The sequence below is a fragment of the Mesorhizobium sp. USDA 4413 genome (assembly GCF_056280365.1).
Genome location: NZ_JBVPRP010000001.1, coordinates 3332735 through 3346335, shown reverse-complemented (window position 1 = coordinate 3346335; position 13601 = coordinate 3332735). Strand labels below are relative to the sequence as shown.

Here is a 13601-nt window from a genome sequence, read left to right as displayed (position 1 = left end):
CATGGGCTGGACGCTGGGCCGCTATTTCTTCTTCCGCTACGTCTCGATCACCTTCTGGTTCTTCCTGGGCCTGCTGGCGCTGGTGTTCCTGATCGACTTTACCGAGCTTTCCGGCCGCACGACCGGGCTGCCCGGCTTCACCTACGGCATAGCCTTCGCCATTTCGGCGCTGAGGATGCCGATGATCATGCTGCAGACGGTGCCGTTCGTCGGGCTGTTCTCTGCGATGGCGACGCTGGTGTCGCTCAACCGCCGCTATGAGCTGGTAATCGCGCGTTCGGCAGGCGTGTCGGCCTGGCAGTTCCTGTTCCCCTGCTGCGTCGGCGCGCTGATGTTCGGCGTGCTGTCGGTCGCCATCATCAACCCGATCGCCGCGCATGGCTTTTCCTGGTCCGAGCAGATGGAGAACGACCTGAGGGCCGGCAAGTCGAATGCCGTCACGACCAACGTCACGCCGTGGCTGAGGCAAAAGACCGAATCGGGCGACACCATCATCGGCGCCCGCGCCATCCTCAACCAGGGGCTTGAGATGGCGGATGCGGTGTTTTTCGTCCTCGACCCGCAGGGCAACATCGCCGAGCGAAAGGATGCCGCCAAGGCTTTCCTGCGCGACGGCTACTGGGAACTGCAGGACGTCAAGGTCTTCAAGGGCGGCAACATCCAGGCGCTGGCCTTCGACAAGGTGCCGACCAATCTCAAGCCGGAATTCGTGCAGGAGCGCCTGGCGCGCCCGGAAACCATCCCTTTCTACGAGCTGCCGCACAAGATCGAGATCGCCCGGTCCTTCGGGCTCAAGGCAAACGCCTTCGCCATGCAGTTTGATTCGCTGGTGGCGTTGCCGTTCCTTCTCGTGGCCATGACGCTGATTGCTGCAACGGTTTCAATGCGATTTGCGCGAATGGGGCAGTCGGCAACGATGATTCTGGGTGGCGTCGTGGCCGGCTTTCTGCTTTATGTCGTTTCGGTACTGGTCAAGGCATTCGGTGTAGCCGGATTCGTGCCTACGGTGGTGGCTGCATGGGTTCCGGTTGTCGTGGCTATGTTCTTTGGGGTGACGTTTCTGCTATACAAGGAAGACGGCTAGTGAGGGAGGCGGTCTTGCGCAACCATAGGCAGGCCGGTTTGGCACGCCTCTATGGGGCGACCGCTTTGGCATGTCTGTTCGCCTGTGCGGTGCCGACGGCACCCGCGCTGGCGCAGCAGATTACTGCCAAGCCCGTCCCGTCCGGTTCGCAGATGCTGCTGGCCGCCGACACGCTTGTCTATGACAATGACAAGCATACGGTGACGGCCGTCGGCGGCGTGCAGATCGACTATGGCGGCAACAAGCTGGTCGCCCAGCGCGTGGTGTACAATCGCGACACCAAGCGGCTGGTCGCCAGCGGCGCCGTCGAGCTGATCAACAGCGACGGCACCAAGGTCAATTCCGACCATATCGACATCACCGACGATTTCGCCGACGGTTTTCTCAACGCGCTGCGCGTCGAGACGATCGACAAGGCTTATTTCGCCGCCGAGAGCGCCGAGCGTATGGGCGGCGTGCTCACCACCTTCCACAACGGCGTCTACACGGCCTGCGAACCTTGCGAGGACAAGCCGGACAAAGCGCCGACCTGGCGCGTCAAGGCGCGAAAGATCATCTGGAACGGCGAGAAGAAAACGGTCCGCTTCGAGAACTCGAATTTCGAGTTCTTCGGCTTCCCGCTCGCCTACCTGCCGGCCTTCGAGATCGCCGACCCCACGGTGAAGCGCAAGAGCGGCTTCCTGATCCCCGGCATCGTCTACAACAACCATCTCGGCGTCGGCGTCAAAGTCCCCTATTATTTCGCCCTGTCTCCGACCTATGACCTGACCGTCACCGGCAGCGGCTATACCAAGCAGGGTTTCCTCGGTGAGGCCGAGTGGCGCCAGCGCTTCAACAACGGCCAATACACGCTGAAGATCGCCGGCATCAATCAGCAGGATCCCGACGCGTTCATCGATTCCGCCGGCCATAATGTGAACTCGGGGCCTGCCGACGATCCGAACAAGTTCCGCGGCATGATGGGCACCAAGGGCCAGTTCGCCATCAACGAGCGCTGGAATTTCGGCTGGGACGTGCTGCTGCAGACCGACAAGGAATTCTCGCGCACCTACAATATCGAGGGCTACAGCGACCTCGTCCACCAGTCGTCGATCTATCTGACAGGCTTGAGCGACCGCAACTATTTCGACGTCCGCGCCATGCGCTTCGAGGTGCAGGAAGACACGCTCTCCAGCGATCCGACGTCGCGCTCCGCCAAGCAGCCCTGGGTGCTGCCGTCGCTCGACTATGCCTATATCCCCGACACGTCCGTGGCCGGTGGCCAGTTGTCGTTCAACGTCAACACGCGCGTGATCAGCCGCAACCGGCTGGACGCCGTGCTGGCAAACCCGGCTGTCGACACTTCCTTCAACAATGTGCGCGGTATCGAAGGCGAATCCAGCCGGCTGAGCGCGGAAGCCGAGTGGAAGCGCACCTTCACAACCGATGGCGGTCTGCAACTGACCCCGTTGCTCGCCTTCCGCGGCGACGCCGGCTATGTCAACGCCAATCAGGCTTCGCTCGATGCCGTCAACCAGATGGCGACGAATCTCGGCGAAAACGTCGACATGCGCTCCTCGCTTGCCCGCTACATGGCCACCCTCGGCCTCGAGGCGCGCTGGCCACTGCTGTTCTCGATGCCTAGCTCCAGCCATGTCCTGGAGCCGACGGCGCAGGTTTTCGTGCGTCCGAACGAGCAATATGTCGGCGGATTGGCCGTCCCCAACGAAGACGCGCAGAGTTTCGTCTTCGATGCCACGACGCTGTTCGAGCGCGATAAATTTTCCGGCTATGACCGCATCGAAGGCGGCACGCGCGCCAATGTCGGCTTCCGGTACTCGGGCGCCTATGACAATGGCTGGGCCACGAACGCCATCTTCGGCCAGTCGTACCAGCTCGCCGGCGAAAACTCCTTCGCCGCGCCCGATCTCGTCAATGTCGGGGCCGAGTCCGGCCTGGACAAGCGGAGCTCGGATTATGTCGGCCTTGTCGGCTTCAACAGCCCGAGCGGTTTCTCCGGCTCGCTGAGCGGGCGTTTCGACGAGCAGAGTTGGGAGGTCAGGCGCGCCGAAGTAAAGGCCGCCTATTCCGGCCTGCCGATATCGCTCAGCGCCAAATATGCCTTCATCGGGGCGCAGCCGCTCTATGGCTTCACCACCGATCGTCACGAGCTCACGCTCGGCGCCTCGACGCACCTGGCGCAGAATTGGCGGCTGTTCGGCACCGGCACCTACGACCTCCAGACAAATGTGCTGGTCAAGGACGGTGTCGGCTTCGCCTATAACGATTCCTGCTTCACCTACATCATGACGTATTCGCAGACGCGCGACACCGTCACTAGGGAAGTGTCGCAGAACATCGGTTTCAACCTGTCGTTCCGCACGCTCGGCGATTTCGGTTCGTCAACAAGCGCAGTCGATTCGATCCAGTGACCACGGCGCGGCGCATGGGCTCGGAGCCGTGTGCTCATGGTGCTTGGGTCTTGATTTGACGCGTGATCCCTTGAGTATAGGCTCAATTCTCGGCGTCATGGGCCGGCGACATCGTTTCGCCGCATAAGAGGGCCATGGGTCGACGGCATCGCGCAGGCGTTCGGAGGACGCGCGGCGCCGTCATGGTGGGGAAAATCGGGAAGGCAAGATGAGGAAATACCTTTTTTCGGCGGGATTCGCGCTTCTGGTGGCGGCGACCACGGTCCCGGTCACGGCTGTTGTGCAGCCTGCTTTCGCCGCTGAGATCAAGTATATCGTCAACGGCATACCGATCACCACCGGGGACATCGCGCACCGCGCCGCCTTCTTCAAGCTTCAGCATAAGAAAGGCGATGCGAAGGAGGAGATGATCAACCAGACGCTGCGGTTGGCCGAGGCCAAGCGGCTCGGCATCCGCATCACCGACCAGCAGGTCGACGCCGCCTACCAGCGCTTCGCATCGGGCAACAAGATGCCGCTGGCGAAGCTCGACGCGATCATGGCGCAATCGGGCGTCACCAAGGAGCATTTCAAGGAATTCATCCGCGCCCAGATGGCCTGGAACCAGGCGCTCAGTGCGCGCTATCGCTCCGGGGAAGGCGGCTCGGTGACCGAGCAGGACGCCGTGCGGCGCATGCTGGACAAGGGCGGCGCCAAGCCGACCGCAACGGAATACATGCTGCAACAGGTGATCTTCGTGGTGCCGGCATCGGAGCGCGCCGCCACGCTCGCCAAACGCAAGCGCGAGGCCGACGCCATGCGTGCCCGCTTCAGCGGCTGCAACACCACGCGCGAATTCGCCAAGGGCCTGCTCGACGTCACCGTGCGCGACCTCGGTCGCGTGCTGGCGCCGCAATTGCCGTCCGACTGGGCCGAGCAGATCAAGGCGACCAAGGTCGGCGGCGCGACGCCGACGCGCGAGACCGAACGCGGCGTCGAGTTCATCGGCATCTGCTCCTCGCGCGAGGTCTCCGACGACAAGGCCGCGCAGATGGTGTTCCAGGCCGAGGGCAGCAACGACAAGGACGCCGAAGAGCTCAGCAAGAAATACGTCGCCGAACTGCGCCAGAAGGCCAAGATCGTCGAACGCTAGAGCGACAAGCGTGTCTCGACACAGCAGCGAGTTCGCCCAAACCATGAGCGGCCCGGTCCGCGAGCCGGCATGAGTATGCAGAAAACCGATGCCCCGCTCGCGCTCAGCGTCGGTGATCCCTCGGGCATCGGACCCGAGATCGCCATCGCCGCCTGGCAGGCGGGCGACAGCGCCGGCGTACCGCCCTTCTATCTCATCGCCGACCCCGCCCTCATCGAAGCCCGTGCCCGGCTCGTCGGCGCGAATGTCACGATTGCCGAGACGCTGCCGGGACAGGCAGCGCATCACTTTGCCCGGGCCCTGCCCGTCGTACCGCTCGATGCGCGCCATTTCGACAGCCCGGGAGAACCGGACCCGGCCAACGCCGCCGGCACTATCGAAGCCATCGAGCGCGCCGTCGCGGACTGCCTCGCTGGCCGCGCCGCCGCGATCGTCACCTGCCCGATCGCCAAGAAGCCGCTCTACGATGCCGGTTTCGGTTTTCCCGGCCACACCGAATATCTGGCGCATCTGGCCTCGCGCCACACCGGCAAGGAGGTGAGGCCGGTGATGTTGCTGGCGGGACCTGAACTGCGCACCGTTCCGGTCACCATCCACATCGCATTGGCCGAGGTGGCAAAGGTGCTCACGACGGAGCTGATCGTCGCGACCGCGCGCATCACCGCCGCCGATCTCAAGAGCCGGTTCGGCATCAAGCGGCCGAAGCTTGCGATCGCCGGGCTCAACCCGCATGCCGGGGAAGGCGGCGCCATGGGCTCCGAGGATGCCGCAATCGTCGCCCCGGCGGTCGAGATGTTGAAGGCGGAAGGCATCGACGCGATCGGGCCGCTGCCGGCGGACACGATGTTTCATCCGCGCGCGCGCGCCTCCTATGATGCGGCGCTCTGCATGTATCACGACCAGGCGCTGATCCCGGCCAAGACTTTAGCCTTCGACGAGGCGGTGAACGTGACGCTGGGTCTGCCCTTCATCCGAACCTCGCCCGATCACGGCACCGCTTTCGACATCGCCGGCAAGGGCATAGCGCGCGCCGACAGCCTGATCGCCGCGCTGAGGCTGGCGCGCCGGCTGGCCGACAGCGGACGGCGTGCCGCCGCATGAGGCTCCATTGAACGGACGCACCACGATCGACGGGTTGCCGCCGCTGCGCGAGGTGATCGAGCGGCATGGGCTGCAAGCCAAGAAGGCGCTCGGGCAGAATTTTCTGCTCGACCTCAACCTCACAAGCAAAATCGCGCGCGCGGCCGGAGATCTCGGCGAGTCGACGGTGATCGAGGTCGGTCCGGGCCCAGGCGGACTGACGCGGGCGCTGCTCTTCAACGGCGCGCGGCGCGTGATCGCCATCGAGCGCGACGAGCGCTGCCTGGAGGCGCTGGCGGAGGTATCCAGGCATTATCCCGGCCGGCTCGAGGTCATTCCCGGCGATGCGTTGAAGACCGATTTTGCCGCGCTTGCCGGCGCGGCGAATGGCGGGCCGGTGAAGATCGTCGCCAACCTGCCCTACAATATCGGCACGGAGCTTCTGATCCGCTGGCTGACCGTGGCCGACTGGCCGCCCTTCTACCAATCGATGACGCTGATGTTCCAACGCGAGGTGGCCGAGCGCATCACCGCAGGTCCCGGCAGCGACGCCTATGGCCGGCTCGGCGTCCTGGCCGGCTGGCGCACCGAGGCAAGAATCGCCTTCGACGTACCGCCGCAGGCTTTCATTCCACCGCCCAAGGTCACCTCCTCCGTCGTGCATCTGGTGCCGCGCTCGTCTCCCCTGCCCGCCGACGCAAAAAAGCTTGGCCGCGTCACCGAAGCCGCCTTCGGCCAGCGCCGCAAGATGCTCAGGCAAAGCGTGAAGAGCCTGGGCGGCGAGGCCTTGCTGCTGCGCGCCGGCATCGAGCCTACGCGGCGGGCGGAGACGCTGAGCGTGGAGGAGTTTGTGAGGCTGACGAACGCGGTGTAGCCGCGCCTTTCCCTTCTCCCCTTGTGGGAGAAGGTGTCGCCGAAGGCGACGGATGAGGGGTGCTCCAGGGAATGCCAACGTCTCACTCCGCTGGAACACCCCTCATCCGTCTCGGCGCTGCACGCCGATCCACCTTCTCCCGCAAGGGGAGAAGGAAAGGTCACCCCGTCTTCTCGTCCAGCAAGCCGGAAATGAAGTCGAACAGGCCGGGCCGCCGGTCGCGCCGAAGCCGCTCCGCCGTGACGATGGCGCGGACTTCGGCGAAGGCGCGGTCGAGATCGTCGTTGACGATGACGAAGTCGTATTCCTTCCAATGCTCGATCTCGAGGCGGGCGTTCTTCAGCCTGGTCTCGATGACGGATTCTTGGTCCTCGGCGCGGCGCTTCAGGCGCGCCTTCAATTCCTTCATCGACGGCGGCAGGATGAAGATCGAGACGATGTCGGCGCGCATCTTCTCCTTGAGCTGCTGGGCGCCCTGCCAGTCGATGTCGAAGAGCATGTCGCGGCCTTCGGCCAGTGCGATTTCCGCCGGCTCGCGCGGCGTCGCATAGCAGTTGCCGTGGACTTCGGCCCATTCGAGCAGCGCGTCGGAATCACGCAGCCGCTCGAATTCGCGCATGGTGCGGAAATGATAATGGACGCCCTCGATCTCCGAGCCGCGGCGCGGCCTTGTGGTGACGGAGACCGAAAGCTCGAGGCTCGAATCGCTTTCCAGAAGATTGCGCGCGATCGTCGACTTGCCGGCCCCCGACGGCGACGACAGCACCAGCATCAATCCGCGGCGACGGATGCGGGATCCCAGATCCCGGGCAGACATCGGCTCCTTGGCAACCATTCCCGTCACTCCAGATTCTGGACCTGCTCGCGAAACTGGTCGACCACCGCCTTGAGCTCCAGCCCGATGGCGGTGACCGCGGCGGCATTCGACTTGGAGCATAAGGTGTTCGATTCGCGGTTGAATTCCTGCGCGAGAAAATCGAGCTTGCGGCCAATAGCTGCGCCGCTTTTGAGCAGCGCCCGCGCCGAAGCGACATGAGTCTTCAGCCTGTCGATTTCCTCGCGGATGTCGGCCTTGGTGGCGAGAAAGGCCGCCTCCTGGTGCAGCCGGACGGCATCGAGATTGGCCGAGGCATCCATCAACAGACGCAGTTGCTCGGTGATACGCTCGCGGATCGCCGCGGGCTCCCGCGAGGGATCGGCCTCGGCCTTCAACGTCAGCGCCTCGATGGCGTCGATATGGCCGGCAAGCAGCGCCCCAAGTGCCGCGCCCTCGCTGCGGCGCGCTTGCTCCAGCCCGCCAAGCGCCGCCTCGAGCGCCGAGAGGATCGCAGCATCGAGAATGGCGCGCTCCTCCTCGGTTTCGACGGCTTCGGGAATGTCGAGCACGCCGCGCAGGGAGAGCAGGCCGTCGGCGGTGGCAGGCTGGGTGCCGAACTGCTCCTGCAGGCGCTTCGCCAGCCCCGCCAGATCCTTGAGGAGGGCCTCGTTGACCACCGGCTGGGTTTGCCTTGCGGCGGCGCGGCCGACGGTCAACGTCGCCTGAAAATTGCCGCGCGCGAAACGCTTCTGAACGGTCTGCCGGACGACCGTCTCCAGCCGGTCGAATCCCTGCGGCAATCTCAGCCTTACCTCGGCGCTCTTGCCATTCACGGACTTCACCTCCCAGGCGATCGAGGTGCCTTCGCTTTCGGCGGCGAACCGCGCAAAACCGGTCATGCTTTGCAGGCTCATTGCCCTGTCGTCCCCCTGTCGCGGCCAAGGCAAGCGTCGCCCAGCGCTGCGCGCCTCAGAAATCGCCGGACGATCGGCCGGCGCCCCCTAAAAACATGAATACAGCCTCGCGTCAAAGGACGCGTGTTTGCGTTGGGTGCATGTCGTTTCCCCAAAACCGCTAGGCACTTTTGGGCGACATGCTTCTGTTGATGCAAGTCGCTACCCCAAAACCGCTGCGCACTTTTGGGCGACATGCATTGCGCCTACTGCGCTGCGTCGCCGCCAGCATCCTCGTTCTCGCCATTGTCTCCGGCGTCGCCGCCGTCGGCGTTGCCATCGGGAGCGGCCGGCGCCGTCGTTTGGCCGGAAGCCTTGGCGGCGGCATCCGCCTGCTTCTTCTGCAGCGCCCGGTAGCGGGCGACGTTCTGGTTATGCTCTTCCAGCGTCGCCGCGAAGACATGGCCGCCATTGCCGTCGGCGACGAAATAGAGGTCGTCGGTCTTCGAAGGATTGGCGACCGCTTCGAGCGCCGCACGGCCCGGATTGGCGATCGGCGTCGGCGGCAGGCCCTTGATCATGTAGGTGTTGTAAGGGGTCTGCTTGTCGAGGTCCGACTGATAGATCGGCCGGTCGGCGGGCTTTCCCTTGCCGCCGAACAAACCGTAGATGATGGTCGGGTCCGACTGCAGCCGCATGCCCTTAGCCAGGCGGTTGAGGAACACCGCGGCTACGCGTGAGCGTTCATCGCTCCTGCCCGTCTCCTTCTCGACGATCGAGGCGAGCGTGACGAAGTCGTTGATGTTGGCGATCGGCAGGTCGGGAGCGCGGTGCGACCAGACGTCTTCGACCAGCTTCTTCTGGTCGGCGATTAGCTTGTCGATCATCTGCTGCCTTGTCGCGCCGCGGGTGAAGCGCAGCGTGTCGGTGGCGATGCTGCCTTCCGGAGGCAAGGTCGCCGGCATATCGCCGGTGAGCGCCTCCTGATCGGCGACGCGCTGCAGTGCCTGCTCGACCGTCAGCCCTTCGGGAATGGTGAGCGAGTACATCACCGACTTGCCGCTCTTGAAGAGCTCCATGATGTCGCGCATCGAGGCTCGCGGCTTGATGGCGTATTCGCCGGCCTTCAACGCCGATTCATTGCCGGTGGCGCGCACGCCGAGCCGGAAGATGCGGGCATCGCTGATCAGGTTTCGGCGCTCGAGCTGGTCGGCGATCTCCTGCACGCCGGTGTTCGGCTTGACCATGAAAGTGTCGCCATTGGCGGACGGGCCGGGCTCGACGAAAGCCTGCATGCCGAAATAGAGCGCCGCACCCGAGGCGAGCACCATCAGGATCACCCAAGGAGAGAAAGAAATTCAGGAACACGACGACCTGGCTGCGCGAGGCGCGCGAACGCTTCGACGGCGGCGGTGTGCCGGCTTCCGGGCGCAACGCCTCGGCCGCGGTCTTCGGCACGATCGGACCGTTCGTGCCTTGCCGTCCGAATTCCCCGTCGCTCGGATTAGTGTTCATGACGCCCTGCCGTCTGATCTTGCAACGAATCCCCTCGCGAAAAGCTAGGGGCAAATTTGGCAAAAATGACGGCAGTTGGCGGACTGCCGATTGGTCCGTCTCTGAGCAAATCCGGAGGGGAAACCGCACACTCCGGGGGAATGCTCCGGTTGCTACTCAGCCATTGTAACGCTGGAATACGAGCGAGGCGTTGGTGCAGCCGAAGCCGAAGGAGTTCGACAGCGCGACGTCGATCTGGCGCTGACGCGGCTTGTTCGGCACGAGGTCGATCGCCGTCTCGCGTTCCGGATTGTCGAGATTGATGGTGGCAGGCGCGACGTTGTCGCGGATGGCGAGGATCGAGAAGATCGCTTCCGCGGCACCCGCGGCGCCCAGGAGATGGCCGATGGACGACTTTGTCGACGACATCGAAATCTTCGAGGCGGCATTGCCGACCAGCCGCTCGACCGCGCCGAGCTCGATCGTGTCGGCCATGGTCGAGGTGCCGTGGGCATTGATGTAATCGACATCGGCCGGCGAAAGCTTCGCCCGGTTCAGCGCCGCCGTCATGCAGCGGAAGGCGCCGTCGCCGTCCTCGGCGGGGGCGGTGATGTGGTAGGCGTCGCCGGTCAGTCCATAGCCGGTGACTTCCGCATAAATCTTGGCGCCGCGCGCCTTGGCGTGCTCGAGCTCTTCCAGGACGACGACGCCGGCGCCCTCGCCCATCACGAAGCCGTCGCGGTCGCGGTCATAGGGACGCGACGCTGTTTTGGGACTGTCGTTGCGTTCGGTTGAAAGCGCGCGACAAGCGGCAAAGCCGGCAATCGACAGCCGGGTGATCGGCGCTTCGGCGCCGCCCGCCACCATGACGTCGGCGTCGCCCCACATGATCAGCCGGGCGGCGTCGCCGATGGCATGCGCGCCGGTCGAGCAGGCGGTGACCACCGCATGGTTCGGGCCTTTCAGGCCGTGGCGGATGGAGACCTGGCCGGATACCAGGTTGATGATCTGTCCGGGGATGAAGAAGGGGCTGATGCGGCGCGGGCCGCGCTCCTTGAGGATCATCGCGTTTTCGGCGATGCCGTCGATGCCGCCGATGCCGGAGCCGATCAGCACGCCGGTGGCGCACTGGTCCTCATGCGTTTCGGGCTTCCAGCCGGAATCGGCCAGCGCCTCGTCGGCGGCCGCGATGCCGTAAAGGATGAAGTCGCCGATCTTGCGCAGTTCCTTCGGCTCGAGCACGGCCTCCGGATTGAAAGTGCCGTTCGAGCCGTCGCCACGCGGGATGATGTGGGCGATCTTGCAGGCAAGATCGTCCACCTCGAATTCGGTGACGCGGCGGCAGGCGCTGCGGCCGGAAAGCAATTCCCGCCAGCTGTGCTCGACGCCCATGCCAAATGGCGAAAGCAGGCCAAGGCCCGTGACGACGACACGCCTCATCGCAGGTCCTCCCCGATAATGCCTGCGAAAGACCTCAGGCCGAGGCCTTGTCGATGTACTTTACGGCGTCGCCGACGGTCAGGATGGTCTCGGCGGCATCGTCCGGAATCTCGACGCCGAATTCTTCTTCGAACGCCATGACGAGTTCGACCGTGTCGAGGCTGTCCGCGCCCAGATCGTCGATGAAGCTCGCCTGTTCCGTCACCTTGTCGGCGTCGACACCGAGATGCTCGATGACGATCTTCTTGACGCGCTCTGCGGTGTCACTCATTTGGGGCAATCCTCGTCTTAAGTTGTCTGTCTTCGTTAGCGGGCGGAATGCCGCTAATCAAGTTGAAAGATGGTCTTGCGGGCAACGCAACGCCACAGGACCGGTTTTTGCCCGAACCGCCGGGTTGCGGGCCGCATTACACGAAAAATGACGGGCGTCCAAGCCGAAATGGCTGTTTTCACAGGCGCCCGGCCCCGGCCTCGCCTTAGATCAGCACCCCGCTAGATCATCGCCATGCCGCCATTCACATGAATGGTCTGGCCGGTGACGTAAGCCGCCTCATTGGAAGCAAGATAGGCGACGGCGGACGCGACCTCGGCGCTGGTGCCCATGCGCCTTGTCGGGATGGCGGCCATGATCGTCTCTTTCTGCTTGTCGTTGAGCTTGTCGGTCATGGCCGATTCGATGAAGCCTGGGGCGACGCAGTTGACGGTGATGTTGCGGGTGGCGATCTCCTGCGCCAGCGATTTGGAGAAGCCGATCATGCCAGCCTTGGACGCGCAGTAGTTGGTCTGGCCGGGATTGCCGGTGACACCGACCACCGAGGTGATGTTGATGATGCGGCCATGGCGGCGGCGCATCATCGGATGCGTCAGCTCGCGGGTCAGCCGGAACACCGCGGTCAGGTTGACCTCAATCACGGTGTCCCAGTCGGCGTCCGACATGCGCACGAACAGGCCGTCCTTGGTGATGCCGGCATTGTTGACCAGTATGTCGACGCCCTCGAGCTCCGCTTCCGCCTTCTGCCCGAGCGCCTTGACCGCGTCGCGGTCGGTCAAATCCGCCGGAAACAGCTTTACGCGCTCGCCCAATTCACCAGCCAGGGCTTCCAGCTTCTCCACACGGGTACCGTGCAGGCCGACGATCGCGCCCTGGCTGTGCAATATCCTGGCGATCGCTTCGCCGATGCCTCCCGATGCGCCGGTGACGAGCGCCTTGCGGCCGGTCAGTTCGAACATTTTTCCAACCTCATTTTCCAGACGGCTGCAAGCAGTCGCGTTTGCGTATACGTCATATCGTCCAAGTCACGCTAGATAAGCGTCGGAGATTAGCGAAGGCCTCCTTCGTGTCGTCATCCACGGGCGGAGCGGGGCCTCATCCCAACGTCGCCAGCGTCGCCTCGACTTCCGCCGCCGTGCCGATGGCGCCGGTGGCGATGTCGCGGTTGATGCGGCGCGCCAGGCCCGACAGCACCTTGCCGGCGCCGACCTCGTAAAGCGTCGACACGCCATTGGCGCCGAACCACTCCACCGTCTCGCGCCAGCGCACGCGGCCGGTCACTTGAGCGACCAGGCGGCGCGCGATCTCGTCCGGATCGCTGGTTGGCGTCACCGTCACGTTGGAGACGACCGGTACGGCCGGCGCGGATTTGGCCACACCAGCCAGCGCCTCGCGCATGATCTCGGCCGCCGGTGCCATCAGCGCCGAATGGAAGGGGGCGGACACCTGCAGCATCAACGCCCGCTTGGCGCCCTTTTCGGTGCACAGCTTGGCGGCCAGCTCGACCGCCGCCTTGGCGCCCGAAATCACCAGCTGGCCACCGCCATTGTCGTTGGCGACCTGGCAGACGGAGCCCTTGGCCGCTTCCGCGCATGCCGCTTCGACATCGGCATGATCGAGACCGATGATGGCGGCCATGGCGCCCTCGCCGGCAGGTACTGCCGCCTGCATGGCGTTGCCGCGGGTGCGAAGCAGCCGCGCCGCGTCGCCGACCGAAACGAAGCCGGCCGCGGCAAGCGCGGAATATTCGCCCAGCGAATGGCCGGCCACATAGACCACCCTGTCCTTCAGCGAGAAGCCGCGCGCTTCGAGCGCCCGCATCGCCGCCAGGGACACCGCCATCAGCGCCGGCTGGGCGTTGGCGGTCAGCGTCAGCCTCTCTTCCGGCCCTTCCCAGATCAGCTTCGACAGTTTTTCGCCAAGCGCGGCATCCACCTCCTCGAACACGCGGCGCGCTTCCGGGAAGGTATCGGCGAGGTCCTTGCCCATGCCGACGGCCTGGCTGCCCTGTCCCGGAAAGGTGAATGCGACGGCCATTGAAGTCTCTCCAGAGGCTGATTTTTCCCTGCCTCTGGCGCAAGGCGGACGGCCAAGTCAAGCCCGCG

General features: G+C 64.5%; 11 protein-coding genes and 1 pseudogene. 5 read left to right on the top strand and 7 right to left on the bottom strand.

From position 1 onward, the window contains the following. Position 1: 1 nt before the first annotated feature. The 5 genes from lptG to rsmA all read left to right on the top strand — a co-directional run bounded on the left by lptG (position 2) and on the right by rsmA (position 6581). Positions 2-1084, top strand: a complete 1083-nt coding sequence (lptG, locus tag ACVMIM_RS15950) for an LPS export ABC transporter permease LptG (RefSeq protein ID WP_476113110.1) — start codon at positions 2-4, stop codon at positions 1082-1084. Continuing rightward, positions 1084-3495, top strand: a complete 2412-nt coding sequence (locus ACVMIM_RS15945) for an LPS-assembly protein LptD (protein ID WP_476113108.1) — start codon at positions 1084-1086, stop codon at positions 3493-3495. Before lptG ends, ACVMIM_RS15945 begins: the two co-directional genes overlap by 1 nt. 208 nt (positions 3496-3703) lie before the next feature. Then, positions 3704-4627 carry a SurA N-terminal domain-containing protein gene (locus ACVMIM_RS15940; RefSeq protein WP_476113106.1) on the top strand — a complete coding sequence of 308 codons (924 nt, stop codon included), beginning with the start codon at positions 3704-3706 and terminating at the stop codon, positions 4625-4627. 75 nt (positions 4628-4702) lie between these two features. Next, the gene (pdxA, locus tag ACVMIM_RS15935) at positions 4703-5728 is read left to right on the top strand and encodes a 4-hydroxythreonine-4-phosphate dehydrogenase PdxA (RefSeq protein ID WP_476117247.1); all 1026 of its coding nucleotides are present in this window, start codon (positions 4703-4705) and stop codon (positions 5726-5728) included. Between the two features lie 7 nt (positions 5729-5735). Beyond that, on the top strand, positions 5736-6581 hold the full coding sequence (rsmA, locus tag ACVMIM_RS15930) for a 16S rRNA (adenine(1518)-N(6)/adenine(1519)-N(6))-dimethyltransferase RsmA (RefSeq protein WP_476113104.1): 846 nt from the start codon (positions 5736-5738) through the stop codon (positions 6579-6581). Between the two features lie 160 nt (positions 6582-6741). Here the strand turns inward: rsmA and gmk are convergent, their stop codons facing one another. The 7 genes and pseudogenes from gmk to fabD all read right to left on the bottom strand — a co-directional run bounded on the left by gmk (position 6742) and on the right by fabD (position 13533). After that, entirely contained in the window at positions 6742-7398 is a 657-nt protein-coding gene (gene gmk, locus ACVMIM_RS15925) for a guanylate kinase (RefSeq protein ID WP_476117245.1), read from the bottom strand. Positions 7399-7421: 23 nt separating this feature from the next. Continuing rightward, complete coding sequence (locus tag ACVMIM_RS15920; RefSeq protein WP_476113102.1) at positions 7422-8312, bottom strand: YicC/YloC family endoribonuclease; 891 nt, start codon at positions 8310-8312, stop codon at positions 7422-7424. A 245-nt stretch (positions 8313-8557) separates the two neighbouring features. After that, positions 8558-9806: pseudogene (gene mltG / locus ACVMIM_RS15915) on the bottom strand (endolytic transglycosylase MltG). Between the two features lie 156 nt (positions 9807-9962). Next, positions 9963-11225: a beta-ketoacyl-ACP synthase II gene (fabF, locus tag ACVMIM_RS15910; RefSeq protein WP_476113100.1), complete on the bottom strand. Its 1263-nt coding sequence runs from the start codon at positions 11223-11225 to the stop codon at positions 9963-9965. A 34-nt stretch (positions 11226-11259) separates the two neighbouring features. After that, positions 11260-11496 (bottom strand): acyl carrier protein, encoded by a 237-nt coding sequence (locus ACVMIM_RS15905; RefSeq protein ID WP_006203723.1) that lies wholly within the window; start codon positions 11494-11496, stop codon positions 11260-11262. A gap of 221 nt (positions 11497-11717) precedes the next feature. Next, complete coding sequence (fabG, locus tag ACVMIM_RS15900) at positions 11718-12455, bottom strand: 3-oxoacyl-[acyl-carrier-protein] reductase (protein ID WP_476113098.1); 738 nt, start codon at positions 12453-12455, stop codon at positions 11718-11720. Between the two features lie 136 nt (positions 12456-12591). Next, entirely contained in the window at positions 12592-13533 is a 942-nt protein-coding gene (gene fabD, locus ACVMIM_RS15895) for an ACP S-malonyltransferase (protein ID WP_476113096.1), read from the bottom strand. Between the last annotated feature and the right edge of the window lie 68 nt (positions 13534-13601).

Bases quoted from the DNA above. Each gene is read 5' to 3' on its own strand.
- gmk (WP_476117245.1), bottom strand. From the start codon at position 7,398: ATGTCTGCCCGGGATCTGGGATCCCGCATCCGTCGCCGCGGATTGATG.
- fabF (WP_476113100.1), bottom strand. From the start codon at position 11,225: ATGAGGCGTGTCGTCGTCACGGGCCTTGGCCTGCTTTCGCCATTTGGC.
- pdxA (WP_476117247.1), top strand. From the start codon at position 4,703: ATGCAGAAAACCGATGCCCCGCTCGCGCTCAGCGTCGGTGATCCCTCG.
- ACVMIM_RS15940 (WP_476113106.1), top strand. From the start codon at position 3,704: ATGAGGAAATACCTTTTTTCGGCGGGATTCGCGCTTCTGGTGGCGGCG.
- lptG (WP_476113110.1), top strand. From the start codon at position 2: ATGGGCTGGACGCTGGGCCGCTATTTCTTCTTCCGCTACGTCTCGATC.
- ACVMIM_RS15905 (WP_006203723.1), bottom strand. From the start codon at position 11,496: ATGAGTGACACCGCAGAGCGCGTCAAGAAGATCGTCATCGAGCATCTC.
- fabD (WP_476113096.1), bottom strand. From the start codon at position 13,533: ATGGCCGTCGCATTCACCTTTCCGGGACAGGGCAGCCAGGCCGTCGGC.
- fabG (WP_476113098.1), bottom strand. From the start codon at position 12,455: ATGTTCGAACTGACCGGCCGCAAGGCGCTCGTCACCGGCGCATCGGGA.
- ACVMIM_RS15920 (WP_476113102.1), bottom strand. From the start codon at position 8,312: ATGAGCCTGCAAAGCATGACCGGTTTTGCGCGGTTCGCCGCCGAAAGC.